Source organism: Janthinobacterium sp. GMG2 (assembly GCF_033949445.1).
GTDB classification, from domain to species: Bacteria; Pseudomonadota; Gammaproteobacteria; order Burkholderiales; family Burkholderiaceae_D; genus Janthinobacterium; species Janthinobacterium aestuarii.
The window spans coordinates 241,135-264,187 of record NZ_JAXAWA010000004.1; the positions used below are offsets into that span (position 1 = coordinate 241,135).

At 64.3% G+C, this 23,053-nt stretch carries 19 protein-coding genes; 10 read left to right on the forward strand and 9 right to left on the reverse strand.

Annotated features, from left to right (window positions below):
- Window positions 1-47 precede the first annotated feature (47 nt).
- Entirely contained in the window at window positions 48-884 is an 837-nt protein-coding gene (locus SKZ59_RS16815; RefSeq protein WP_128140386.1) for an HDOD domain-containing protein, read from the forward strand.
- Between the two features lie 137 nt (window positions 885-1,021).
- A complete protein-coding gene (locus SKZ59_RS16820; RefSeq protein ID WP_319992398.1) occupies window positions 1,022-2,647 on the forward strand; it encodes a M28 family peptidase in 1,626 nt (541 codons plus the stop codon).
- 144 nt (window positions 2,648-2,791) lie between these two features.
- Here SKZ59_RS16820 and SKZ59_RS16825 read toward each other — a convergent pair whose 3' ends face one another.
- Both SKZ59_RS16825 and SKZ59_RS16830 read right to left on the reverse strand, forming a co-directional pair.
- Entirely contained in the window at window positions 2,792-4,006 is a 1,215-nt protein-coding gene (locus tag SKZ59_RS16825) for an MFS transporter (RefSeq protein ID WP_319992399.1), read from the reverse strand.
- 150 nt (window positions 4,007-4,156) lie between these two features.
- Window positions 4,157-5,155, reverse strand: a complete 999-nt coding sequence (locus SKZ59_RS16830; RefSeq protein ID WP_319992400.1) for an LLM class flavin-dependent oxidoreductase — start codon at window positions 5,153-5,155, stop codon at window positions 4,157-4,159.
- Window positions 5,156-5,415: 260 nt separating this feature from the next.
- On the opposite strand from SKZ59_RS16830, the gene galT reads away from it, so the two are divergent.
- The 5 genes from galT to SKZ59_RS16855 all read left to right on the forward strand — a co-directional run bounded on the left by galT (window position 5,416) and on the right by SKZ59_RS16855 (window position 14,495).
- Window positions 5,416-6,519, forward strand: a complete 1,104-nt coding sequence (galT, locus tag SKZ59_RS16835) for a galactose-1-phosphate uridylyltransferase (RefSeq protein WP_319992401.1) — start codon at window positions 5,416-5,418, stop codon at window positions 6,517-6,519.
- Window positions 6,516-7,622 carry a peptidase M24 gene (locus tag SKZ59_RS16840; protein WP_219329538.1) on the forward strand — a complete coding sequence of 369 codons (1,107 nt, stop codon included), beginning with the start codon at window positions 6,516-6,518 and terminating at the stop codon, window positions 7,620-7,622. The genes galT and SKZ59_RS16840 overlap by 4 nt, the downstream gene beginning before the upstream one ends.
- Window positions 7,619-8,686 (forward strand): galactokinase, encoded by a 1,068-nt coding sequence (gene galK / locus SKZ59_RS16845; RefSeq protein WP_319992402.1) that lies wholly within the window; start codon window positions 7,619-7,621, stop codon window positions 8,684-8,686. Before SKZ59_RS16840 ends, galK begins: the two co-directional genes overlap by 4 nt.
- A 177-nt stretch (window positions 8,687-8,863) precedes the next feature.
- Entirely contained in the window at window positions 8,864-10,603 is a 1,740-nt protein-coding gene (locus tag SKZ59_RS16850; RefSeq protein WP_413774572.1) for a glycoside hydrolase family 2 protein, read from the forward strand.
- 55 nt (window positions 10,604-10,658) lie between these two features.
- Window positions 10,659-14,495 carry an NAD(P)-binding protein gene (locus SKZ59_RS16855; protein ID WP_319992404.1) on the forward strand — a complete coding sequence of 1,279 codons (3,837 nt, stop codon included), beginning with the start codon at window positions 10,659-10,661 and terminating at the stop codon, window positions 14,493-14,495.
- A 331-nt stretch (window positions 14,496-14,826) separates the two neighbouring features.
- Here SKZ59_RS16855 and SKZ59_RS16860 read toward each other — a convergent pair whose 3' ends face one another.
- Entirely contained in the window at window positions 14,827-15,357 is a 531-nt protein-coding gene (locus SKZ59_RS16860) for a hypothetical protein (protein ID WP_319992405.1), read from the reverse strand.
- A gap of 262 nt (window positions 15,358-15,619) precedes the next feature.
- Between SKZ59_RS16860 and SKZ59_RS16865 the strand changes: the two genes are divergently transcribed.
- A complete protein-coding gene (locus SKZ59_RS16865) occupies window positions 15,620-15,919 on the forward strand; it encodes a hypothetical protein (RefSeq protein WP_034759974.1) in 300 nt (99 codons plus the stop codon).
- Here the strand turns inward: SKZ59_RS16865 and SKZ59_RS16870 are convergent, their stop codons facing one another.
- The 5 genes from SKZ59_RS16870 to SKZ59_RS16890 form a co-directional block, all read right to left on the reverse strand.
- A complete protein-coding gene (locus SKZ59_RS16870; RefSeq protein WP_072454347.1) occupies window positions 15,920-16,333 on the reverse strand; it encodes a VanZ family protein in 414 nt (137 codons plus the stop codon).
- Window positions 16,334-16,883: 550 nt separating this feature from the next.
- The gene (locus SKZ59_RS16875) at window positions 16,884-17,648 is read right to left on the reverse strand and encodes an SDR family oxidoreductase (RefSeq protein ID WP_319992406.1); all 765 of its coding nucleotides are present in this window, start codon (window positions 17,646-17,648) and stop codon (window positions 16,884-16,886) included.
- A gap of 84 nt (window positions 17,649-17,732) precedes the next feature.
- Window positions 17,733-18,254: a TPM domain-containing protein gene (locus SKZ59_RS16880; RefSeq protein WP_070303283.1), complete on the reverse strand. Its 522-nt coding sequence runs from the start codon at window positions 18,252-18,254 to the stop codon at window positions 17,733-17,735.
- Window positions 18,254-19,090, reverse strand: coding sequence for a TPM domain-containing protein (locus SKZ59_RS16885; RefSeq protein WP_070303282.1), 837 nt, complete (start codon window positions 19,088-19,090; stop codon window positions 18,254-18,256). The genes SKZ59_RS16880 and SKZ59_RS16885 overlap by 1 nt, the downstream gene beginning before the upstream one ends.
- Window position 19,091: 1 nt before the next feature.
- On the reverse strand, window positions 19,092-19,706 hold the full coding sequence (locus tag SKZ59_RS16890) for a LemA family protein (protein ID WP_034759964.1): 615 nt from the start codon (window positions 19,704-19,706) through the stop codon (window positions 19,092-19,094).
- 157 nt (window positions 19,707-19,863) lie between these two features.
- On the opposite strand from SKZ59_RS16890, the gene pyrF reads away from it, so the two are divergent.
- Window positions 19,864-20,688 (forward strand): orotidine-5'-phosphate decarboxylase, encoded by an 825-nt coding sequence (gene pyrF, locus SKZ59_RS16895; protein WP_319992407.1) that lies wholly within the window; start codon window positions 19,864-19,866, stop codon window positions 20,686-20,688.
- Window positions 20,689-20,821: 133 nt separating this feature from the next.
- Here the strand turns inward: pyrF and sbcB are convergent, their stop codons facing one another.
- Complete coding sequence (gene sbcB / locus SKZ59_RS16900) at window positions 20,822-22,270, reverse strand: exodeoxyribonuclease I (RefSeq protein WP_319992408.1); 1,449 nt, start codon at window positions 22,268-22,270, stop codon at window positions 20,822-20,824.
- A 153-nt stretch (window positions 22,271-22,423) separates the two neighbouring features.
- Between sbcB and SKZ59_RS16905 the strand changes: the two genes are divergently transcribed.
- Complete coding sequence (locus tag SKZ59_RS16905; protein ID WP_254798468.1) at window positions 22,424-23,053, forward strand: DUF5610 domain-containing protein; 630 nt, start codon at window positions 22,424-22,426, stop codon at window positions 23,051-23,053.

Sequence of the window (23,053 nt, forward strand, 5' to 3'; positions counted from 1 at the left end):
CGTCCAACACAGCAGCGCCTGAACAGGCCCGTACCGGAGATTGACCCATGGACAGATTGGAAGTATTCAAGATTATCGCGTTGCAAGCGAGCAAGGGTGAGCTGACGTTCCCCGCCAACGTCAAGGCCACCTTGAAGCTGCAGGAAGCGCTGGACGACCCCGATTGCCATATCGAAGCGGCCGCCCGCATGGTCATGGCCGAGCCGCTGCTGTCGGCCCGGGTCGTGGCATTGGCCAATTCGGCCGCCTACAACCGTTCCGGCAATGAAATCGCCAATGTGCGCGCGGCCGTCTCGCGCCTGGGCTTTGCCACCTTGAAATCGATGGTGGCGTCCGTCATCGTGCGCCAGCTGGGCAGCCAGATCACGGACCCGCAATTGCGCGCCAAGGCGGCCCGGCTGTGGGAACACACGGCCCATGTGGCCGCGCTGAGCCAGGTGATCGCCAAGAAAGTTACGCACGTGGACGTGGAAACGGCCATGTTCGCCGCCATCGTGCACGAAGTGGGCGGCTTTTATCTGCTGTCGCGCGCCGAGGAATATCCGGGTTTGCTGGACGACAATACGGAAGACTGGATCGAATACGGCGAAAAGCTGATCGGCCGCGGCGTGCTGCGCCAGCTGCAAGTGCCGGACCTGGTCTTGCAGGCCGTGGAGGGCATGTGGCACGGCGGCAGCACGTTCCCGCCCCGCACCTTGGGCGCGACCCTGGTGCTGGCCAACGATCTGTCGCCCGTCGGTTCGCCTTTGCACCCGCCGGAAAGCGCCGCGCGGCGCCAGGCAGCGGCGAAGATCGATTTCGGCATCGGTGGCAGCACCTTGCACACCATCCTCGAGGAATCGGCGGAAGAGATCGAGTCCCTGGCGGCGGCCCTGCTGGTCTGAGCGTTCTTCCTGAATCATCCCCGCCCTTGCCGCGGGGATTTTTTTCGTCCGCATTTTGATGCGCCTTTCCCCATGGCATACAATCGCCGGCTCGGCTATCCGCCGTACCGCTTTCCTCCTCTTACCCAAAGGATCTTATGCAGAAGCTGTTTTCTTCCCTGACCTTGACCGCGCTGGCGTTTTCCGCCCACGCCGCGACCGGTCTGCCCGTGGTGCAGGAAGCGCCCTTGCGCGCTCATCTGGCTTTCCTGTCCAGCGATTTGCTGGAAGGCCGCGGCACGGGCCAGCGCGGCGCCGACCTGACGGTGGCGTACCTGGAAACCCAGGCGCAGATGGCCGGCTTGAAACCCTTGCGCGGCAACAGTTACCGCCAGAGCGTGCAAATCGCCGGTGTGAAATCCTTGCCGCAAGATAGCAGCCTGCAGGCGGTGGCCGGCGGCAAGGCGGTGCCGCTGGCCTTCGGTCCGGACTGGGTCTGGGCCACGGGCGACTCCGTTGCCGCGCACACGTTCGACGCGCCACTGGTATTTGTCGGCTACGGCATCACGGCGCCGGAAGAAGGCTGGAACGATTTCAAGGGTGTCGATGTCAAAAACAAGATCGTCGTCATGATGGTCAACGACCCGCAGCCGACTGCTCTTGATCCGAACCGTTTCGCTGGCAAGGCGCTGACCTATTACGGCCGCTGGACCTACAAGTTCGAGGAAGCCAGGCGCCAGGGCGCCGCTGGCGTATTGCTGATCCACACGAAACCGTCGGCCTCGTACGACTGGAGCGTGGTGCAGAACAGCTGGAGCGGCAGCGAGCGCTTCCAATTGGCGGACCGCACGGCCGGTACGCCGCTGCAGGGCTGGATCGCGGAAGACGCTGCGCGCCGCCTGTTTGCGGCCGGCGGCCAGGACCTGGACGCCTTGCGCGCGCAGGCGGAAAGCAAGGACTTCAAGGCCGTCGTATTGAACGCCAAGCTGAGCGGGGAAATGAAGTCCATCGTGCGCAAGGTGGAGCAATTCAATATCGCCGGGATGGTGCCGGGCACGGATTCGGCATTGAAGGAGGAAGCCGTCATCTACAGCGGCCACTGGGACCACTTGGGCAAGCAGGGTAAGGATGACGAAAAAGCGGGAGATACGATCTACAACGGCGCCGTCGACAATGCCTCGGGCACGGCAGGTTTGCTGGCCATGGCGCAGGAAGCCGTGAAAAAGCCTGCGAAGCGCACGCAGATCTTCCTGTGGGTGGCGGCCGAGGAGCAGGGTTTATTAGGTAGCGCCGCGTATGCGGCCGACCCGCTGTGGCCCTTGAACAAGACGGCGGCCGCACTGAATCTGGACAGCCTGAACTTTGTTGGCGCCACGCACGACATCGGTGCGCAAGGCAGCGAGCGCACGGAGCTGGGCGCCATGGCGGCGGCAACCGCCAAAGCCATGGGCATGCACATCGCGCAAGCGCGTCCCGACCTGGCTGGCGGCTATTTCCGCAGCGACCATTTCAGCTTTGCCAAGGCGGGTGTGCCCGCGTTTTCCATCAATGGCGGACGCGAGTACATCAAGGACGTGGAAAAGTCGAAAGCCAAGGCGGCCGCCTATGGCCCCCGCTACCATCAAGTCACCGATGAGTACGACGCCAGCTGGGATTTGTCGGGCATGACGCAGCAGGCGCAATTTACCTTGAACCTGGGTGTAGCCGTGGCCAACGCGGCGAAGATGCCGGCCTGGAAGGCGGGCGATGCGTTCGGCAAGGCGCGCGAGCAGGCTGCAAAGTAAGGCGTGGTTTGTGCCAACAATGTTGTCGGCTTACGCTCTACGAGCTAATCCGACCTACGCCTGATACTGGTGAAACAAGCCACGTAGGTCGGGTTAGCGCGCCAGCGCGTAACCCGACAACATGGCTGGCGCCGTAGCGTCGGATCAGGCTGCCCGTTCCAGCCGCCGCTGCGTGTGCCGGTACTTGCTCCACACGATCAGCATCAGCAGCGGCATGGCGCCGCCCACCATGCACAGGGCGGGCCAGCCGCCGGCGGCAAAGCTGGCGCTGGCCAGGGCCGAGCCTGCCGATGCGCCGATGAAGCCGCCCGCGATGAACACGGTGGTCACCCTTGCGCGCGCATGCGGCGCCAATTTATAGATGATGGACTGGTGCGTGACTTGCAAGCCCATCACGCCCATGTCCAGCAGCACGATACCGATCAGCAATAGTACGAGAGAATGGGCGCCAAAGCCGATCAGAGCCCAACCTGCGATCGAGGCGACGGCCAGCAGCCAGGTGGCCTGGCGCGCGTAGCCGCGGTCGGCCATGCGGCCCGCCGTGTTGGCGGCAAACGCGCCCGTGGCGCCGGCCAGGCCGAACAGGCCGATCTGCATTTCCGAATAGTGATAGGGTTCGCCGCTGAGCAAAAAGGTCAGGCCCGTCCAGAACACGCTGAAGGTGCCCAGGCCCAGGCCCGAGAACAGGGCGCGCTGGCGCAGCAATGGTTCCTGGCGGATGATGTCGGCCAGGGAAGCCATTAATTTTCCGTATTGCAGCTTGCCGCGTGGCGCCTCGTTCGGCAGGATGCGGCGCAGCATGACGAGCAGGGCCGCGACGACGATGGCGGCCAGCACGTAGACGGTGCGCCAGCCGCCGCTGATCTGCGACACCGTGCCGGACACGGTGCGCGCCAGCAAGATTCCCAGCAACAAGCCCGTCATGACGGTGCCCACCATGCGGCCCCGACTGTGATCGGGCGCGTACGAGGCCACCATGGCTGTGACCACCATCAAGGCGCTGGACGTGATGCCCATCAGCACGCTGGCGATGGCAAAGACGATGATGTTCTGGCTGGTGGCGGCCAGCAGCAGGGCGCCGATCTTGGCGATCAGCATCCACGTCAGCAGCTTGCGGCGGTTCAGCACGTCACTGAGGGGGACCAGGAAGACGATGCCCAGCACATAGCCGATCTGCGTGGCCGTGACCAGATAACCGGCTTGCGGCACGCTGACGCCAAACGAGGCGGCCAGCATGGAGGTGAGCGGCTGCACATAGTAGAGGCTGGCGACGAGCACGCCGGCGGACAGGGCGAACAGCAGGATGCGGGTCGACGTCAGCAGGGCGCTGGCATCGACGGTAGAGGGTGCGGATTTCATGCGGTTACAACTTTCTTCGAGTGATGCTTTTGGATAAGCATGATAGCGGGGCTGCGCATTTCTTGCCGAGCAGGCAAAAAAATCCCGGCGATCGTTGCCGACGGCCGGGAAAAGGGTATATGGGGATATATACCGAGGGAGAGTTAAAACTTACTGCGCGCTTGCCAGCTCCGCATGCACCTGCGCCGTGATTTCATACGAGCGCAGCCGGTGCTGGTGCTCGAAGATCTGCGAAGTGATCATCAGCTCGTCGGCGCCCGTTTCGGCGATAAAGGCGGCCATCTTCGCCTTCACGGTGTCCGGCGCGCCGATGGCCGTGCAGGATAGGACGGAGTCGAGCATGGCGCGTTCCTGCGGGCCCAATTGCTCAAGGTAGCCGGGCACGGGCGGCTGCAGACGCGACGGGCGGCCCGTGCGCAGGTTGACGAAGGCCTGCTGCATCGACGTGGCGCGCAAGTGCGCCTCCGCATCCGTATCGGCGGCAAACACGTTAAAGCCCAGCATCACGTACGGTTTCGCCAATTGCTTGGACGGCTTGAAATGCTCGCGGTAATAGGCCACGGCTTGCATCATCATCTGCGGCGCGAAGTGCGAGGCGAATGCATACGGCAAGCCCAGGTGGGCGGCCAGCTGGGCGCCGAACAGGCTCGAGCCCAGTATCCACACGGGCACTTTCGCGCCCTTGCCGGGTACGGCCAGCACGCGCTGGCGCGGCTCGTCGGACATATAGTCGATCAATTCCAGCACGTCCTGCGGGAACTGTTCCGCGTCGGACTGCAAGTCGCGGCGCAGCGCGCGCGCCGTCGTCTGGTCGGAGCCGGGCGCGCGGCCCAGGCCCAGGTCGATGCGGCCCGGATGCAGCGCTTCCAGAGTGCCGAACTGTTCCGCGATGACGAGCGGCGAGTGGTTCGGCAGCATCACACCGCCTGCACCCACACGGATGGTTGTCGTGCCGGCCGCCACATGGGCGATGACGACGGCCGTGGCGGCGCTGGCGATGCCGGGCATGCCGTGGTGTTCGGCCAGCCAGTAGCGGTTGTAGCCCCAGCGTTCGCCGTGCTGCGCCAGGTCGAGCGTGTTCTTGAACGACTGGCTGGCGTCGCTGCCTTCGGCGATGGGGGCCAGGTCGAGTATGGAAAATGGAATCATGGTAGCGATATCGGGACGTGGTGGAAAATCACAATGGACGATTTGTCTATCCCCTGACGACAATAGGGTCGGCCTTGAAAGCGGCAGGGATGACAGGCTGTGCACATGATAATGCGAATCGGGAATTTGCGTACTGATCGGTAAAAAACTCGTGCCGGTCGGGATCGGTGCTGCTTGAACTGGCGGAGTTGCCGCAAACTCTGGAACTTTCCTTGCCAGCCCCAGTCTTAAGAATTCGTGCCTTAAGATTGTGAAACATCATGTATTGCGAGCAACTCGTCAAACCCGACGGGCGCCAGCTGACCCTTTACAGTAGGCGTCCCATCGTCGTCGCTGGCGTTGCACCGAGCCCTTTCCCCTTGCCGCAGGAAGCCAATCCGCACTTGCGCTGGCATCCTTTGCGCGGCGAGTGGGTCGCGTACGCGGCCTATCGCCAGGGCCGCACCTTCCTCCCTCCGCCAGAGTACAACCCACTGGCGCCCACGCGCGATCCCGCGCATCCGACGGAACTGCCTGCCGGCGACTACGATATCGCCGTCTTCGACAACCGCTTTCCCACCCTGGCGCTGAGCGCCCATGACCCGCCCGACCTGACGGTCGCCACGGCGCCCGCCAGCGGCCAGTGCGAAGTGGTGGTGTTCGCCCAGGATGCCGGCGCCTCGCTGGGCACCTTGCCCGTCAGTCACATCGTCTTGCTGCTGCAAGCGTGGACCGCGCGCACGCAAGAACTCGCCAAGCGGCCCGGCATCGCCTACGTGCTTCCGTTCGAAAACCGTGGCGCGGAAGTGGGCGTGACGCTGCACCATCCGCATGGCCAGATCTACGCCTATCCCTTTGTTCCTCCGGTGCCGGCGCGCATGCTGGAGCAGGAGCACGCGTATTTCGCCGAGCATGGCCAGGCCTTGCTGGTGGACATGGCGCGGCGCGAAGCCGATGGCGGCGCGCGATTGCTGTACCTGGGGCCGGAGGCCATCGCTTTTGTTCCCGCCTGTGCCCGCTACCCGTATGAAGCGTGGCTGATGCCGCGGCGGCAGACGGACAGCTTTGCGGCCTTGTCGGTGGAGCAGCGCGAGGATCTGGCGCGCGCCCTGAAAACCGTCCTGCTGAAATACGACGGCCTGTGGCAACGCGAGATGCCCTATCTGATGGCCTGGTACCAGGCGCCGACAGACGGCCGCGCACATCCGGAAACGCAGCTGCACGCACAGTTTTATCCGCCGTACCGCACGCGCGAACGGCTCAAATACCTGGCCGGCACGGAGCTGGCCGCCGGCATGTACGCCATGGATGCCTTGCCCGAGGAGTCGGCGCGGCAGCTGCAGCAAGTGCGCGTGACATGGGAAATGTCAGAGGAAATCGCATGAACTGGAATGTGGAATTGGAAATTGCACATAAGCTGGCGCAGATGCGCGGCTGGCTGGAACAGGAAAGGGCTGGCGCGGTGCGCTTGCGCGGCGTGGACTGGTTCGCCTGGGCCACGGCGGGGGCGTCGGGCAGCGCCGGCCACTCAGCCGAGTGCGGCTGTGCCGAGGTGCTCGTCACGCGCGATGCGGCCTACATCCTGACGGATGCGGCCGAGGCGCAGCGGCTGCGTCAGGAAGAAGTGCGCGGCAGCTGGACGTGGCAAGTGACGCCGTGGATGCAGCCGCGGCTGGCCGAATTGCGCGAGCATTTCGTGCAGCATGCGGCGGGAGGGCGGCCCGTGCTGTGCGACCGGCCCGGCCTGCAAGAACGCTGTCTGCCCGTTGCCCTGCGCGAGGAGCGCCTGCCCCTGCTGGCGCCGGAACAGGCGCGCTACCGCGAAGTGGGGCGCCTGGCCGCCGCGGCCGCCAGCGAAGCGCTGCGCGCCGCGCGTCCCGACTGGAGCGAGCAGGACCTGGCCGGCGCCTGCGCCCGTGCCCTGTGGTCGCGCGGCCTGCACGCCGTGTACGTGCTGGCGGCGGGCGCCGAGCGCTTCGAGCGATACCGGCGCGCGCCACCGGCCGCGTCGCCGCTGGGGGAGCGGGCCGTGCTGGCGCTGTGCGCGCAAGCTTACGGCCTGTGCGCCAGCCTGAGCCGCCAGCGCCGCTTCCGCCCCGCGCGCGACGGCATCGGCGAAGCGGATGCGGCCATCCTCGCGCTGGAAGCGGTGGCGCTCGACGCCTGCGTGGCGGGGCATGCGCTGAGCATGGTGTATCACGCCCTCGACAGCGCCTATGCGTATGCGGGCCAGCCCGATACGGTGCAGGAATTCCGGCAGGGCGGCATCGCCGGCTACCGCGCGCCCGAGGTGGCCGCCGGCGCGCACACGGAAATTGCCCTGAAGGACGGCATGGCCCTGGCTTTCCATCCCAGTTTGCCCGGCAGCATGGTGGAAGACACTTTCCTGCTCAGCGGCGGGCGCCTGCACAACCTGACTTGCGACCCGGACTGGCCGGTCACCTCGGTGGAGGGACGGCTGCGTCCGCTAACCCTGGAGTTGCCATGATCACCCCCGACGCGTATTTCGGCGCCGTCCCCGTGGTGGCGGCCTCGGCGCCCGGGAGGGTCAACCTGCTGGGCGAGCATACGGACTACAACGATGGCTACATGCTGCCGTGCGCCACGCCGCAGCGCACGCGCGTGATGCTGGCGCTGGCCGCCGACGGCCACCATCAGTTCTATTCGGCGACCCTTGACGAACTCGTGCGTTTCGAGCGCCAGTGCGCCGCGCCGCCCGGTTTCGGCCGCTACCTGGAAGGCTGCATCCGCCTGCTTGAGGAGCGCGGCGTCGCGGTGCCGGCCGTGCGTGGCCATATCGATTCGGACGTGCCGCCGGGCGCCGGCCTGTCGAGCAGCGCGGCGCTGGAAATCGCCATGCTGCGCGCGCTGCGCCAGCTGCTGGGACTGCAGATTGACGACGTGTCGCTGGCGCTGATGGGGCAGCAGGCGGAAATCCGCTACGCGCAAGTCAATTGCGGCGTGATGGACCAGATGGCGTCCAGCCTGGCCGACGAGCGCCATATGCTGCTGCTCGATGCGCGCACCCTGCGCCATGAACTGCTGGCGCTGCCCCATGACAGCGAGGTGCTGGTCATCGACAGCGGCGTGCCGCGCACCCTGGCAGGCAGCGCGTACAACGTGCGGCGCGCCGAGTGCGAACAGGCGGCGCGCCTGCTGGGCGTGGCGGCGTTGCGCGACGTGCGCGAGCCGTCCGTGGTGGAAGGCTTGCCCGAGCCGTACCGCCGCCGCGCGCGCCACGTGGTCAGCGAAAACCTGCGCGTGCTGCAAGCGTGCGGCCAGCATGGTCCCGTGCTTTTCGGCCAGTTGATGACGCTGTCGCACGCCAGCCTGCGCGACGACTACGAAGTGTCGCTGCCGGTGCTCGATACCTTGGTGGCGCTGCTGTCGGCGCAGTCCGCCGTGTATGGCGCGCGCCTGACGGGGGCCGGTTTTGGCGGCGCCTGCGTGGCCCTGTGCCGCAAGCAGTGCGCGGCCAGTACGGGGCGCACGGTGGTGCAGCGCTTTAACGCCGAAGGACACAGCGCACGCATGGTGGTTCCGCTGAATTGAGCGTGGCTTGATCTCGCTCATGCGTAAAAAAGCAAGCCTCTTTCTTTGGAACTTGCTCAGTGCCGCATGCCTCCAACAGGCATGCTCAATGACCATCTCTCCCCATCCGATACGAATGATGCCCAGGCCGGGACAGCCCTGCCTGGCGAGGGCGGCTTCGCGTATCCCCGCCCGCAGATGGTGCGCGAAAACTGGCAATCGTTGAACGGCGCCTGGCGTTTCACCTTCGACAATGAGCGGCGTTACCGGCTGCCCGATGGCGGCATCGAATGGACGCACGACATCATCGTGCCGTTCCCACCGGAATCGCAGGCCAGCGGCGTGGGCGATCGTGGTTTTCACCGCGTCTGCTGGTACCAGCGCGAATTTTTGCTGCAGCCGGGCGGCCCGTGCGTGCTGCTGCATTTCGGTGCCGTCGACTACCATGCCAAGGTATGGCTGAACGGGCACGTGGTAGCCGACCACGAGGGTGGCCACACGCCGTTTGTCGCCAACATCAGCCATGCGCTGCTGTCCGACGGGCCGCAAGTGCTGACGGTGCGCGTCGAGGACGATCCGCACGACCTGGCCAAGCCGCGCGGCAAGCAGGACTGGCAGCTGCTGCCCCATTCCATCTGGTATCCGCGCACCACGGGCATCTGGCAAAGCGTGTGGATCGAGCGCGTGGCGGCCACCTATATCGGCAAGCTGCGCTGGACGCCCGTGTTCGAAGGCTACGAGATCGGCTGCGACGTCTTCGCCACGGGCGACTTGCAGGACGACCTCACGGTGGCCGTGCGCATCTGGCATGGCGACAACCTGCTGGCCGACGACCAGTACAAGCTGATCGAAAACGAAGCGAGCCGCAAGATCGCCCTTTCCGACCCCGGCATCGACGATTCGCGCAACGAACTGCTGTGGAGTCCGGAACGGCCCATCCTGCTCGATGCCGAAGTGACCTTGTGGCATGGCGACGAGCTGCTCGATACGGTCAAATCGTACACGGCGCTGCGCTCGGTGGCGATCAACCGCGACCGCTTCATGCTCAATGGCCGGCCGTATCCGCTGCGCCTCGTGCTCGACCAGGGCTACTGGCCCGACACCCTGCTGGCCGCGCCTTCCGACGACGCCCTGCGGCGCGACGTGGAGCTGGCCAAGGCCCTGGGTTTCAACGGCGTGCGCAAGCACCAGAAGATCGAAGACCCGCGCTACCTGTACTGGGCCGACCGCCTGGGCTTGCTGGTGTGGGAAGAAATGCCATCGACGTACCGCTTCTCCAGCAAGGCCATCACGCGCATGGTGCGCGAATGGACGGACGTGATCGAGCGCGACTACAGCCATCCGTGCATCCTCGTCTGGGTGCCGTTCAATGAATCGTGGGGCGTGCCCAACCTGACGGCCATCCAGGCCCACCGCAACGCCGTCGAGGCGCTGTATCACCTGACGCGCACGCTCGACCCCACGCGGCCCGTGATCGGCAACGACGGCTGGGAAGCGTCGGCCACGGACATCCTCGGCATCCACGATTACGACTGCGATCCGGAACGGCTGCAGGCGCGCTATGCGATCAGCGATTCGGCCCGCACCACCTTGTTCGACCAGCGCCGCCCGGGCGGACGCATCCTCACGCTCGACGGCTTTCCGCACCGGGGCCAGCCCATCGTCCTCACGGAATTTGGCGGCATTGCCTTTGACAGGGAACAGAGCGAATCGGCGGAAACCTGGGGCTATGCGCGCGTGGGCAACGAGGCGGCCTTCCTTGATATTTACCGGCGCCTGATGAACGTCGTCAATACGGCGCAGATGTTCAGCGGTTTTTGCTACACGCAGTTCGCCGACACGTTCCAGGAAACCAATGGCTTGCTGACGGCGGACCGAACGCCGAAGGCCGCGCTGGAGCTGCTCAGCGCGGCCACCCGCAATATCCGGCTCAATTGACCGCGAGCCGGGCCCGGCAAGTTTCATCTGGTTCATCACATCAAGAGGAGCAGGCATGGCCGATACCGATGGCGCGGCAGCGCCGTTCCCGACTTACTGGCAGGCGGGCTACGAGGGCGCCGACCACGTTACCCATGGCGGCCAGGCGCTGGACATGAACCGTGCCACGGGCCACCTGGGCCGGGTGCGCGAAGACTATTTGCTGCTGCGCCAGTTCGGCATCCGCAGCGTGCGCGAAAGCATAGGCTGGCGCCTGGCCGAGCGCGATGGCCAGTTCGATTTTTCCGGCATCGAGGAGCGCGCCGCCGTGGCGCAGGAGCTGGGACTGCAAATCAACTGGACTTTCTGCCACTACGGCTGGCCGCCCGAGCTCGACCTGTTTTCACCCGACTTCGTGCCGCGCTTTGCCCGCTATTGCCGGGCGGCGGCGCAGTTCCTCGCGCCATATGCGGGGCGCGCGCCCGTGTATTCGCCCATTAATGAAATCTCGTTTACCAGCTGGGGCTTGTCGGTGCACATGTTCCAATGCCTGAATATGTACCGGCCCGATGCGGGCCACGAAGGCAAGCGGCAGCTGGTGCGCGCCACCGTGGCCGGCTGCGACGCCATCCGCGCCGTCAGCCCGCAGGCGCGCTTCCTGCAATGCGATCCCCTGATCCACGTGACCGCGCCGCCCGGACGCACGGACTGGGTTGCACAGGCGGCGGCCTGGCGCGCCTCGCAGTTCGAAGCGTGGGACATGCTGTGCGGCCGGCAAGCGCCGGAACTGGGCGGCGCGCCGCGCTACCTGGACTTGATCGGCCTGAACTATTACCACAGCAACCAGTGGGAAAGCGGCAGCAATTTGCGCCTGTGGTGGCATCTGGGCGAACCGCGCCGCATGCCCTTGCACCAGCTGCTGCTGGAAGTGCAGGCCCGCTATCAGCGGCCGCTGCTGCTGGCGGAAACGAGCCACGTGGGCAGCGGGCGCGGTGCGTGGATACGCGAGGTGGCCGCCGAGGCGGCGCTGGCCGTCCAGCATGGCGCCGCACTGCGCGGCATCTGCATCTATCCCATTATCGACCGGCCCGACTGGGATGATGCCAGCCACTGGCACCACAGCGGCCTGTGGGATGTCGGCCTGGAAGGCGAGGGGGGAGAGCGGCTGCGGCGCATCCTCGTGCCCCCTTACGCGGCGGCACTACGGCAGGCACAGCGCCTGACCGGACAACTTTGTTCAACGTTTGCCCTGGCGGGGCAGAAAGGAACTGGCATGCGAACCATCATCGTTTTTTCCCATTTGCGCTGGAATTTCGTGTATCAGCGTCCGCAGCAGCTGCTGTCACGGCTGGCGCAGTTCTACCGCGTGGTCTTCGTCGAGGAACCCGTCTGGCACGATGGGCCCGGCACGCTGGAACTGTCCACGCCGGCACCGAACGTGACCGTGTGCCAGCCCCGTACGGCCGTGCAGGCGCCCGGCTTTCACGACGACCAGCTGGCCGTGCTGCAGCCCCTGCTGAGCCAGATCACGCCTGCCGACGATCCCATCGTGTGGTTCTATACGCCGATGGCGCTGCCGCTGCTGCCGGCCCTGCACGCGGATCTGGTCGTGTATGACTGCATGGATGAACTGGCTGCATTCAAGAATGCGCCTCGGCAACTGCTGCAGCGCGAAACGGCCTTGCTGGCGCGCGCCGACCTCGTGTTCGCGGGCGGCCCCAGCCTGTTCGAGGCGAAGCGCACGCGCCACGCCAACGTCCATTGCTTCGCCAGCAGCGTCGATACCGTGCACTTCGAACAGGCGCTGGACCGCCACAATGGCCATCCCGCGCAAGCGGAGATCGGCCGGCCCAGGCTCGGCTATTATGGCGTGATCGACGAGCGTTTCGAGCCGGCCCTGGTGGCGGCGCTGGCCGACGCCCATCCCGACTGGCAAATCGTGCTGGTCGGTCCCATCCTCAAGATCGACCCGGCCAGCCTGCCGCAGCGGCAGAATATCCATTACCTGGGCCAGCAGCCTTACCAGGCGCTGCCGCATTTCCTGGCCGGCTGGGACGTGTGTCTGCTGCCCTTCGCCAGAAATGAAGCGACCCGCTTCATCAGTCCGACCAAGGTGCTCGAATACATGGCGGCACAGCTGCCCATCGTCAGCACGTCGATCACCGATGTGGCCGTGCCGTATGGCGACATCGTGGCCATTGCCGATACGCCGGAAGCCTTTGTTGCCGCCTGCGAGGCGGCGCTGGCCGCGACGCCGGAACAGCGCGCGGCGATGGCCGCCAGCATGCGCGCCATCGCCGAGGCCACCTCCTGGGATGCCACGGTGGAGCAGATGCGCACCTTGCTCGACACGACACCGCCGGGGCAGGGCGCACGCCAGCAGGTGCCCACCGCCAGCACGGCGCAGGCCGCCACACCTGGCGCCTGCGCCGATGTCAACCTGCTGCATCCCCCCGGTGCGCCGCAAGCCGTGGCCTGCGCCATCATCGGCGCCGGCCCGACGGGACTGAGCGCCGCCTATCACCTGGGCGCCGATACCTTGCTGCTGGATAAAAATGCCGCCGTGGGCGGCTGGTGCCGCTCCATCCAGGACCGGGGTTTTACCTTCGATCACGCGGGCCATATCATGTTTTCCAACGACGACTATGTGCTCGAGATGTACCGCACCTTGCTGGGCGCCAACCTGCACTGGCAAAACCGCGAAGCCTGGGTCTACAGCAAGCAGGTCTACACGCGCTATCCATTCCAGGGAGCGTTGTACGGCTTGCCTCCGGCCGTCATCAAGGAATGCATCGTCGGCGCCATCGAGGCGCGCTACGGCAAGGCGCCGGCGGCCCCCGGCAATGCAGCGGCAGCGGCCTGCGCCGTGGAAGACTGCTGCGCCGACGGCGGCACGGGGCTGGAGCAGGTGCACGATGCCGTGGCGGCACCAGCCCAAGCCCAAGCCCAGAGCGCGCCCAATTTCGAGCAATTCATCCATCAGGTATGGGGCAGTGGCATCGCCCGCCATTTCGCCATTCCCTACAACAAGAAATTGTGGACCGTGCCCCTGGCCGAGATGGAAACGTCGTGGCTGGGCGGGCGTGTTCCCTTGCCGAATCTGGAAGAAATCATCGAGGGGGCGCTGGAACCGGTGGCCAGGCCGATGGGCCCGAATGCGCGCTTCGGCTATCCCTTGCGCGGCGGTTTCCAGGCCTTGATGTCGGGTTTCCTGCCGCACCTGCAAGGCAAGCTGGAACTCAATGCCGATGTGGTGCAGGTCTTGCCGCGCCAGCATGTGGTCGTGCTGGGCGACGGCCGCCGCTTCCGTTACCAGCACTTGCTCAGTACCATGCCCTTGCCGCAGCTGGTGCGCCTGATCGGCGAGCAGGCGCCGCCGCAGGTACAGGCGGCGGCGCGCGCCTTGCGGCATATTTCCGTGCGCTGCGTCAACTTGGGCGTGGCACGCGAAAACATCAGCGAGAAACACTGGATTTACTATCCGGAAGAGACGATATTCCATCGTATCTTCCTGCAAGGGAATGCCAGCCCCCACTGCAATGCGCCGGGCGGTTTCGGCCTCACGTGCGAGATCAGTTATTCGCCCTGGAAACCGTTGCCGCTCGATGGACAGGCCCTGATCGACCGCTGCGTGGCCGATTGCATTGCGGTGGGCTTGCTGCGCGACGATGACCGCCTGCTGGCCGCCAATCAGGTGGACATGCCCTACGCCTATGTGGTGTACGACCATGCGCGGGCCGCCAACGTGGCGCTGGTGAAAGCATGGCTGTCCACGCAGGACATCGTGCTGGCCGGACGCTACAGTGAGTGGGAATACTACAATTCCGACCACGCCTTCCTGGCCGGGAAAAAAGCGGCGGAACTGATCGCCGGGCTGGCGGCAAGCCAGCGCAAGATAGGCATGGTGGAGTAGGCGTTTGCGCCGGGAGCACGGGAATGGCGCTCCCGGCGCGAGGTAGACACGATGAGCACGATGGACATGAGGGAGACGATGAGGAGGAGGGACTAGCAATAGGCACAACAGTCACCAGGGGCAACCGACAAGAGGCAAGAGACAAGAGGCAAGAGACAAGAGGCAAGAGGCAAGAGGCAAGAGGCAAGGCAGATGGAATCCTGCCTTGCCTCTTGTTTGTTGCCCGGGCATTGGCGGCGCGGCAGGCCACTGGCGTTCAGTACCCCGAACGCCAGTGGTCAGGCGTAATCAGTGCATGCCGCGCTGATCCCTGTGCTGATCCCCGGTATCGCTAATAGCGCTGCAGCAAGCCGTTGACCACCTTGACCCTATCGCCGATCTGGTAGCCGGGCTGGGAGTTTTGCATGATGGCCCGCGTGCTGCCGTCGTCCAGGCGCAGGGTGACCCGGTATTGCATGTTGCCCGAGGTGGTGCCTGCCGTGCCGGAACTGCCCGATTGCATGTCGCTGCTGCCCTGATCCATGCCGCGCGGTACCGGCTCGATCGATTGCACCGTGGCGGAGGCGATGCTCACACCCGATTGGCTGCCGTCCATGTTCATGGCATTGTTGGCCGTGGAGGTGCGCGCGTCGGCGCTGCCGGTGCCTGCGGTGCCGCTGCTGCCCGTGCCGGTGTCGCTCATGGTGCTGTTGGTGCCGGTGCCGGCCGACGTGCTGCCAGCACTGCCCGTCCCGGCCGTATTGCTGTAGCTTTCACCGCTGCGGCCGTTCGTGCTGCTCATGCTGGTGCGATTCGGATCCGAACTGCAGGCGGCCAGCGTACACAGCAGGCCAGCCAGCGCCATGGTTTTTTTTACTCTCATCTTGTTCTCCTCTTGGTCTGACAAAGTGTTAACCCTGTTTCCAGGGTGTGGCGGAGGTCAGCGTCAATGGCGCATGCCAGGCATGGCCGCAACTGCTGCTAGTAAGAGCGCAGGAGGACTGAGATGTTCGGTACTTGTTATTTCACATTGAGGTACATCAAGTGCTTCAATTGTCGAGCTTGGTATAAAAGACATTCTTGCGCAGGGCGGGCACGGCGTTCGCGCATTCCCTTGTTCCCCGTTGCTTATTTCAGGAGAATAAATGTCTGCCGATTTCCATAGCGTCAAGCTGATCAATGAGTTGGTGATTGCCGTGTACGGCGCCCCGGGCGCAGCGAACGGTGCGCGCGCCCGCTATGCGCTGACCCAGGCCCTGCATGCCTTGACGAGGCTGTCACGGTCGGAACAGTTGATGGAGATGCAGCGCGATGCGGCGCGTGCGGCGGGAGCGGCCAGCCGGCGCGAGATGCGCACGGTGCTGCGCCGCATCGCCGGCCGGGCGGCAACGGGCCAGGGCCAGTTGCCGCTGGCGCTCGGTGCCGGCGATGACGCCGCGCCATGATCAGCCCTGCTGTTTCTTCAGCGCGGCGGCGGCCATGCCGGGCCAGCAAAAGTAGAGCGGCAGCACCACGGCCACGGCGGCCGTGATATCGACCACCCAGTCGCTGACGGCGCCACGGCGGTAAGGCAGGAAACTCTGGATGAATTCGTCCAGCGCGCCCATGGCCGCCACCATCAGCACCGACAGCAGCGCCCGGCGCGCCATGCCGCCTGCCGTGCCGCTGAACAGGATCAGGGCCAGCACGCCATAGCCGACGGAATGCAGCACGCCGCCCGACGCATATTGGCCCACGTCCGCACGCACGCCGGGGATGTCGCCGATCAGGATCACCAGGGCATACAGCAGCAGCGCGGTGCGGTAGCGCAGACGTTCATAGCGGTCGGAAAAACAGAGTTCGGGCAATGGTGCGGGCATGATGCGTGAGGACGGTTGGAAAGGCAGTCACAATATCATGTGCGTGGCGGGCTGCCGTGTTTTTGCGCAATAGCTTGCCGTGCGGGCAAAAAAAGGCCCGCGGGGGCGCGGGCCAAAAACCCAAATGAAATGGGTCAAGAGTTGAGAGTTGCTCGGTGCTCACCATGTCGCGCGTCTTGCCGGCGCCCGCCATGGTCATGAAAGTGGAGTGGTGTGCCATCGCGGCACACCTGTCTGTAGTCAGGCATATCGGTTGCCTGTACAGCAGATGAAGCAAGTATAGGGGGCGAAAATGACGGCCTGATGACACGTCGCAACATTTTTTTTGCGGCAGGCAGAATGACCGGGAAGATTGTGCGTCATGGCAAGAATGGCCGTGTTTCAGCACTGATAGCGAAAAAAAAAGCCCGCTGGTGAAAGCGGGCTTAAAACTATTTTCTTGGAGGAGAATAGTGGAGACAGGTGCATTATGCTGCGTCGCACGATATGTGTCTAATGGTCTTTTCAGATAACCATTATCGTTTTTTGATATAACTGCCTCGTCTTGCCCTCATTCTTTCACGGCTACCGTGTAGTTGAGCGCCATGCGCCCGCCATCGACATAGATGGTCTGGCCCGTCATGTAGGTGGCGTCGTCGCTGGCCAGGAAGGCTGCGATGCCCGCCACTTCTTCCGGTTCGCCGCAGCGGCCCAGCGGCGTGCGCGACAATATCGTGTGGCGCGCCTCCGGGCTCGACAGCACCGCCTGCTTGGCCAGTTCCGTCAGGATGGTGCCTGGCCCGATGCCGTTCACGCGCACGCCGTGCGGTGCCAGGTTCAAGGCCATGACCTTGGTCAGCTGGTTGATGGCGCCTTTCGACACCACGTATGGCACCTGGTTCGGGATCGCCAGTTCCGCATTCACGCTGGACATATTGATGATGCAGCCGCTGTTGCGCTTGACCATCTCGCGCGCCACGGCCTGGCCGCACAGGAACATCGATTTCAGGTTGATGCGCATGACCCGGTCGAAATCGTCTTCGCACACGTCGAGGAAATCGGCCGCGTGCGTGACGCCCGCATTGTTGACGAGGATATCGATGTGGCCGAACTGGGCCAGCGTTTCCTTCAGCATGGCATCGACGTCCGCCTTCTGGCTGACGTCGGCGCAAAAGAAGTGCGCCTGCGGGCCGAGGGCCGCGGCCGCTTGCGCGCCTTCTTCCTTGATGTCGACCAGCATCACTTGCGCCCCTTCGGCGATCAGGCGGGTGGCGCAAGCCAGGCCGATGCCTTGCGTGGCGCCCGTGACGATGGCGGTTTTATTGATCAGTTTCATGTGTGCTCCTCGGCGAATAATAGGGGCGCTGCCCAGGCCACGGGCTTGCGCGGCAATGGGCAGATTTTAATCCCTGGGCAGGAATCAGAGGAGAATGGGTTCGTTCGGCAACTGGTTGCCGCGCGTACCGTCAGCGGGGAAGTGGCTTTGCAGCAAAGTATTCAACTGCTGCAAGGCATCGAGCGTGCTGTCGTGGTAATTGCCATCCTTGAAACCCTTGGTCATCGTGCGGCATACGGCTTGCCACTGTTCCGGCGTGACGCGGCGGCCCACGTTGCGGTCGGCAACGATATCGACCTGGTGCTCGGCCAGGTTGATGTAGATGAGCACGCCAACGTTGTCTTCCGTATCCCACACACCATACTGGGCGAACAGTTCGCGCGCCCGCTCGCGGTTGCTCACGCCCTGGTAGGCCATGCCTGGCGTCAGGGCCGCTTCGACGATCAGGCGCACTTCGGCCCGGTGCATCGTTTCACCGTCGGCAATCGCCGTCTCGATGGCTTTCAGGGTGCGTTCCGGAAACGCCTGGCGCGCCGTTGCCGGCGTGCCCCGCAAATGTTTCAAGGCGCGTCCGCAGCGCTGTCCGAATGTCAGTTGTTTCGTCATTACCAATCTCCCGAGGCGCCGCCGCCGTCAAATCCGCCGCCGCCGCCACCGAAACCACCGCCGCCACCGCCACCGCCAAAACCACCTCCGCCGCCGAAGCCGCCACCGCCGCCCCGGTTGTTCAGGGCCTGGCTGAGGATGCTGCCCAGCACGACGCCGGTGGCGCCGCTGGACCAGTTGCTGCCGCGCTGCAGGCGGTTAGGCCCGCCGCGCGAACGGAACAGGGTCAGCACGACGAGAAAGCCGAAGAACAGCAGCGGCAGCCAGAAGGTCATGCCGCCCGCGTCCACCGTGGCCGGCGCCTTCTGCTGGGCCGGTGCGGGGAATTGCTCCTGGTTCAGCAGGGTGGCAATCGATCCCACGCCGGCCACCAGGCCGCCGTAATAATCGTTTTGCTTGAAATGGGGGGCGATCACGTCTTGCAGGATGCGTTTCGATTGCGCATCCGTCAGCACGCCCTGCACGCCGCGGCCCGCCTCGATGCGCAGGCGGCGCAGCGACGATGGATTGTCCTTCGCCACCATCAGCAGAACGCCGTCATCGACGCCCTTGCGGCCCAGCTTCCAGGCATCCGTCACGCGGATGCTGTACTGCTCGATGGCTTCCGGTTCCGTGCTCTTGACCAGCAGCACGGCGATCTGGCTGCCCGTCTTGGCTTCGTAATCGGCCAGCACGCCTTCCAGCGCCGCTTTCTGCTTGGTGTCCAGCATGCCGGCGTTGTCCGTCACGCGCGCCGCCAGCGGCGGCACAGGCTGCAAGCCCTGCGCGCCGGCTGGCGGCATCGTCCACAGCAGCAGCGCCGTCGCCAGCGCCGCCAGATAAGACCAGGCTTTCATCTTATTTGCCAAAGTTGACGGTCGGTGCGGTCGAGATGGCTTTTTCGTTTTCCACCGTGAACGATGGCTTGACCTTGTAGCCGAAGACCATGGCCGTCAGGTTGTTCGGGAAGCTGCGCGCATGCACGTTGTAATCCTGCACTGCAACGATGTAGCGCTGGCGCGCCACGGTGATGCGGTTTTCCGTGCCTTCCAGCTGCGACTGCAAATCGCGGAAGCTCGTATCGGCCTTCAGGTCAGGGTATTTTTCGGACACGACCATCAGGCGCGACAGGGCCGACGACAGCTGCCCTTGTACTTGCTGGAATTTTTCGAACGCGGCCGGGTCGTTCAGCACTTCGGGCGTGATCTGGAAGCTGGTGGCGGCGGCGCGCGCCTTGGTCACCGCTTCCAGGGTTTCGCGTTCGTGCGTGGCATAGCCCTTGACAGTGTTGACCAGGTTGGGAATCAGGTCGGCGCGGCGCTGGTACTGGTTGACCACTTCGCCCCAGGCGGCCTTGGTTGCTTCGTCCTTGCTCTGGAAGTCGTTGTAGCCGCAGCCCGTCAGGATGCCGGCCAGGACGGTGACGCTCAGCGCCAGGCGCAGCCATTTTGTGAATTGATTGGTGATTTGCATGATGGGTTCCGTGCAGAGTAAAGGAGGTGAGGCAAATATACCTGAAACGGCCCGCAATGTCGGTTTAATAAGCGCTGGCCGCCGCCCCTGCCTGCCTTCCCGGGTCCATGCCGCGTTACAATACGGGGTTTGCAACTGAATATAGAGAAGGTGTGCCGTGAATTTCATCAATAAATTATCCGCCGCGTGGACGGCCAATAATTCCCTGCTGTGCGTAGGCCTGGACCCGGACCTGGCGAAACTGCCGGCCGAACTGCGCGACTTGCCTGATGGAATCACCACCTTTTGCACGCGCATCATCGACGCCACGGCCGACCTGGCCTGCGCCTTCAAGCCGCAGATCGCGTATTTTGCCGCGCTGGGCGCGGAAAAGCAGCTGGAAGACATCTGCCGCTACGTGCGCGAGAACTACCCGCACATCCCGCTGATCCTCGACGCGAAACGGGGCGACATCGGCGCGACGGCCACGCAATACGCGCGCGAAGCGTTCGAGCGCTACGGCGCCGACGCCGTCACCGTGAATCCCTACATGGGCGAAGATTCGCTCGACCCCTACCTGGCGTGGAAAGACCGCGGCGTGATCATCCTGTGCCGCACTTCGAACCCGGGCGGCTCGGACCTGCAATTCCTGAATACGGACGGCGAACCGCTGTACCAGCGCGTGGCGCGCCTGGTGGCCGACAAATGGAACAAGAACGGCCAGTGCGCGCTCGTCGTTGGCGCCACCTTCCCTGAAGAACTGGCGCAAGTGCGCGCCATCGTCGGCGACATGCCGCTGCTGGTGCCCGGCATCGGCGCCCAGGGCGGCGACATCGCCGCCACCGTCGGCGCGGGCCAGACGGCGAACGGCATGGGCATGATGATCAGCTCGTCGCGCGCCATCATCTACGCCACGCCGCAGGCTGGCGAAGACTTCGCCGACGCGGCGCGCCGCGTGGCCATTGAAACGCGCGATGCGATCAATGCGCACCGTTCGGTTTAAGCGCCATCCATAAAAAATGTAGGTCGGGTTAGGCCAGCGGCCGTAACCCGACAACACCGGTAACGTCAACAATGTTGTCGGATTACGCGGGCCTTCTGCCCGCTAATCCGACCTACCCGGCTCGCGCACTCTTTCAGTCGCGCATGGGCGCCACCATCTCCGCGTAGTCGTACAGCTCGCCTAAAATCTCTTCTCCCCGCTCATCGACCGATTCCGACAGCACGTCGATTTCCGTAAACAGCATTTCGATGGTGCGGGCGCCGCTGTCGCCGTCGAACAGGCGGGCGGCGCGGTGCTGTTCCCAGCGCAGGCTTTCCGCTTCGCTCAGGGTTTGCGGGAAATTGCGGGCGCGGTAGCGGAACAGCAATTCCTGCAGGCGTTCGTCGGCAAACGAGGGGCGGGCCGTGGCCAGCTTGGCCGGCGTTTCGCGGCGCAAGGATTCGAGCAGGCGGCGGTCGTCGTTGCTGACAAAACCGTTATACAGATCCTCATCCACGTCCAGCGCGACATTCGCGCCCGGGCGCTGGAACACTTCGGCCCAGATCGCGTCCATGTTCGGCGCCGTGGCGGCGAATTGCGCGTTGACCTTCGCGGCGTCCACGTCGATGCCCCATTGCGCGGCCATGGCCGGCGACAACGTTTTCAGGTTGCCGACCAGCATGGGCGACTTATTCAGATGCACGCTTTTCACGGGCAGGCGCGTCATGCCTTCGGGCATGGCTTCCTTGCGCGTGAACAGCCGCGTGCGGATGGTGTCGGCGTCCAGGCTGAACAGTTCGCGCGGATCGTAGGCGCAATCCCAGACGAGGATCTCGTTCTTGTTGCTCGGATGCGTGGCCAGCGGCCAGACGACGCCCACACAGCCCCGTTCGGCAGGGAACATGCCCGACACGTGCAGGAAAGGCTGGCGCTCGCCGGCGGCCAGGTGCATGCCCATTTCGCTGGCGACCCGGTCCTTCTTGTGCAGCGCCAGGCAGAATTCGAACAGTTTCGGCTGTTTCTGCTTGATCAGGCGCGCCAGGGCGATGGTGGCGCGCACGTCCGACAGCGCATCGTGCGCCGCTTCGTGGGCCAGGCCGTTGGCCTTGCTCAAGTGTTCCAGCTTGAAACTGGTCTGGCCATCGTCGCGCTTCGGCCATTGAATACCTTCCGGGCGCAGCGCATGCGTCATGCGCACGACGTCGAGGATGTCCCAGCGGCCGCAATGGTTTTTCCATTCGCGCGCATACGGATCGATCAGGTTGCGCCAGAACAGGAAACGCGTGACTTCATCGTCGAAACGGATGGTGTTGTAGCCCACGCCGATGGTGCCCGGCTCCGAAAAGGCCGCTTCGATGGTGGCGGCGAACTGGTGTTCGGGCACGCCCAGCTGCAGACACTGCTGCGGCGTGATGCCCGTGATCAGGCACGATTGCGGATCGGGCAGGAAATCATTGGCAGGCTGGCAATACAGCATGATCGGCTCGCCGATCTCGTTGAGTTCGGCATCCGTGCGGATGGCGGCGAACTGGGCCGGGCGGTCGCGGCGCGGCTGGGCGCCAAAGGTTTCGTAGTCGTGCCAAAGAAAGGTCTGGTTAGTCATTGATGGTCATTACTTGGTTACTTGATTGGTTATCCGGGCCGTAAACGCGCCGCTGCTACAGTTTTCTGAAAACCTGCCGATACTACACGAGAGGATGGTCATCATCGCGTTTCCCGCATGGTGGCATACATTGCCCGTTCAAGGAGGTCTATCGTGTCAATTCCCATCGCCGCAGGCGGCAATTCCAACCCTTCCGTGACATCCGTCAGTACGGGTGTTGCCGGCAAGGACGATAAAGTCCAGCAAAAGGACGGCATCAACGCTGAAATGAGCGTCAACGACCGCACGAAGCTGCAATTGAACGCCTCCATCATGCAGGCGTCGCTGAACGTGTCGATCGGTTCCGAGAACGAGCCGCTGGCGCTGCTGTACAAGACGGCCATCACCAACATCAATGAAGCGCTGAAGGGCCAATACGGCGACGATGCGATCCAGAACGCGGCGTCGCAGGACAATAGCGCCGAAGCGACGGCGAGCCGCATTGTATCGCTGTCGACCGGGTTTTTTGACGCCTTCAAGAAACAGAATCCCGACCTGGATGACGATGCGGCCTTGACCAAGTTCATGGATACCATCAGCGGCGGCATGGAAAAAGGCTTCAAGGAAGCGCGCGATATCCTGGAAGGCTTGAAAGTGCTAGGTGGTGATATCGCCGGCAATATCGACAAGACGTATGAACTGGTGCAGAAGGGCTATGCGGATTTCATCGCCGCGCACAGCAGCAAGAAGGATGACGCTGCCAAGCCGGATGCGACCAAGCCGGCCGACAGCAAGGCCGCCTGA

What these genes read in the sequence shown, in the direction of transcription:
- SKZ59_RS16815 (WP_128140386.1), top strand. Translation starts at nt 48, where the DNA reads ATGGACAGATTGGAAGTATTCAAGATTATCGCGTTGCAAGCGAGCAAG.
- SKZ59_RS16820 (WP_319992398.1), top strand. Translation starts at nt 1,022, where the DNA reads ATGCAGAAGCTGTTTTCTTCCCTGACCTTGACCGCGCTGGCGTTTTCC.
- SKZ59_RS16825 (WP_319992399.1), bottom strand. Translation starts at nt 4,006, where the DNA reads ATGAAATCCGCACCCTCTACCGTCGATGCCAGCGCCCTGCTGACGTCG.
- SKZ59_RS16830 (WP_319992400.1), bottom strand. Translation starts at nt 5,155, where the DNA reads ATGATTCCATTTTCCATACTCGACCTGGCCCCCATCGCCGAAGGCAGC.
- galT (WP_319992401.1), top strand. Translation starts at nt 5,416, where the DNA reads ATGTATTGCGAGCAACTCGTCAAACCCGACGGGCGCCAGCTGACCCTT.
- SKZ59_RS16840 (WP_219329538.1), top strand. Translation starts at nt 6,516, where the DNA reads ATGAACTGGAATGTGGAATTGGAAATTGCACATAAGCTGGCGCAGATG.
- galK (WP_319992402.1), top strand. Translation starts at nt 7,619, where the DNA reads ATGATCACCCCCGACGCGTATTTCGGCGCCGTCCCCGTGGTGGCGGCC.
- SKZ59_RS16850 (WP_413774572.1), top strand. Translation starts at nt 8,864, where the DNA reads ATGGTGCGCGAAAACTGGCAATCGTTGAACGGCGCCTGGCGTTTCACC.
- SKZ59_RS16855 (WP_319992404.1), top strand. Translation starts at nt 10,659, where the DNA reads ATGGCCGATACCGATGGCGCGGCAGCGCCGTTCCCGACTTACTGGCAG.
- SKZ59_RS16860 (WP_319992405.1), bottom strand. Translation starts at nt 15,357, where the DNA reads ATGAGAGTAAAAAAAACCATGGCGCTGGCTGGCCTGCTGTGTACGCTG.
- SKZ59_RS16865 (WP_034759974.1), top strand. Translation starts at nt 15,620, where the DNA reads ATGTCTGCCGATTTCCATAGCGTCAAGCTGATCAATGAGTTGGTGATT.
- SKZ59_RS16870 (WP_072454347.1), bottom strand. Translation starts at nt 16,333, where the DNA reads ATGCCCGCACCATTGCCCGAACTCTGTTTTTCCGACCGCTATGAACGT.
- SKZ59_RS16875 (WP_319992406.1), bottom strand. Translation starts at nt 17,648, where the DNA reads ATGAAACTGATCAATAAAACCGCCATCGTCACGGGCGCCACGCAAGGC.
- SKZ59_RS16880 (WP_070303283.1), bottom strand. Translation starts at nt 18,254, where the DNA reads ATGACGAAACAACTGACATTCGGACAGCGCTGCGGACGCGCCTTGAAA.
- SKZ59_RS16885 (WP_070303282.1), bottom strand. Translation starts at nt 19,090, where the DNA reads ATGAAAGCCTGGTCTTATCTGGCGGCGCTGGCGACGGCGCTGCTGCTG.
- SKZ59_RS16890 (WP_034759964.1), bottom strand. Translation starts at nt 19,706, where the DNA reads ATGCAAATCACCAATCAATTCACAAAATGGCTGCGCCTGGCGCTGAGC.
- sbcB (WP_319992408.1), bottom strand. Translation starts at nt 22,270, where the DNA reads ATGACTAACCAGACCTTTCTTTGGCACGACTACGAAACCTTTGGCGCC.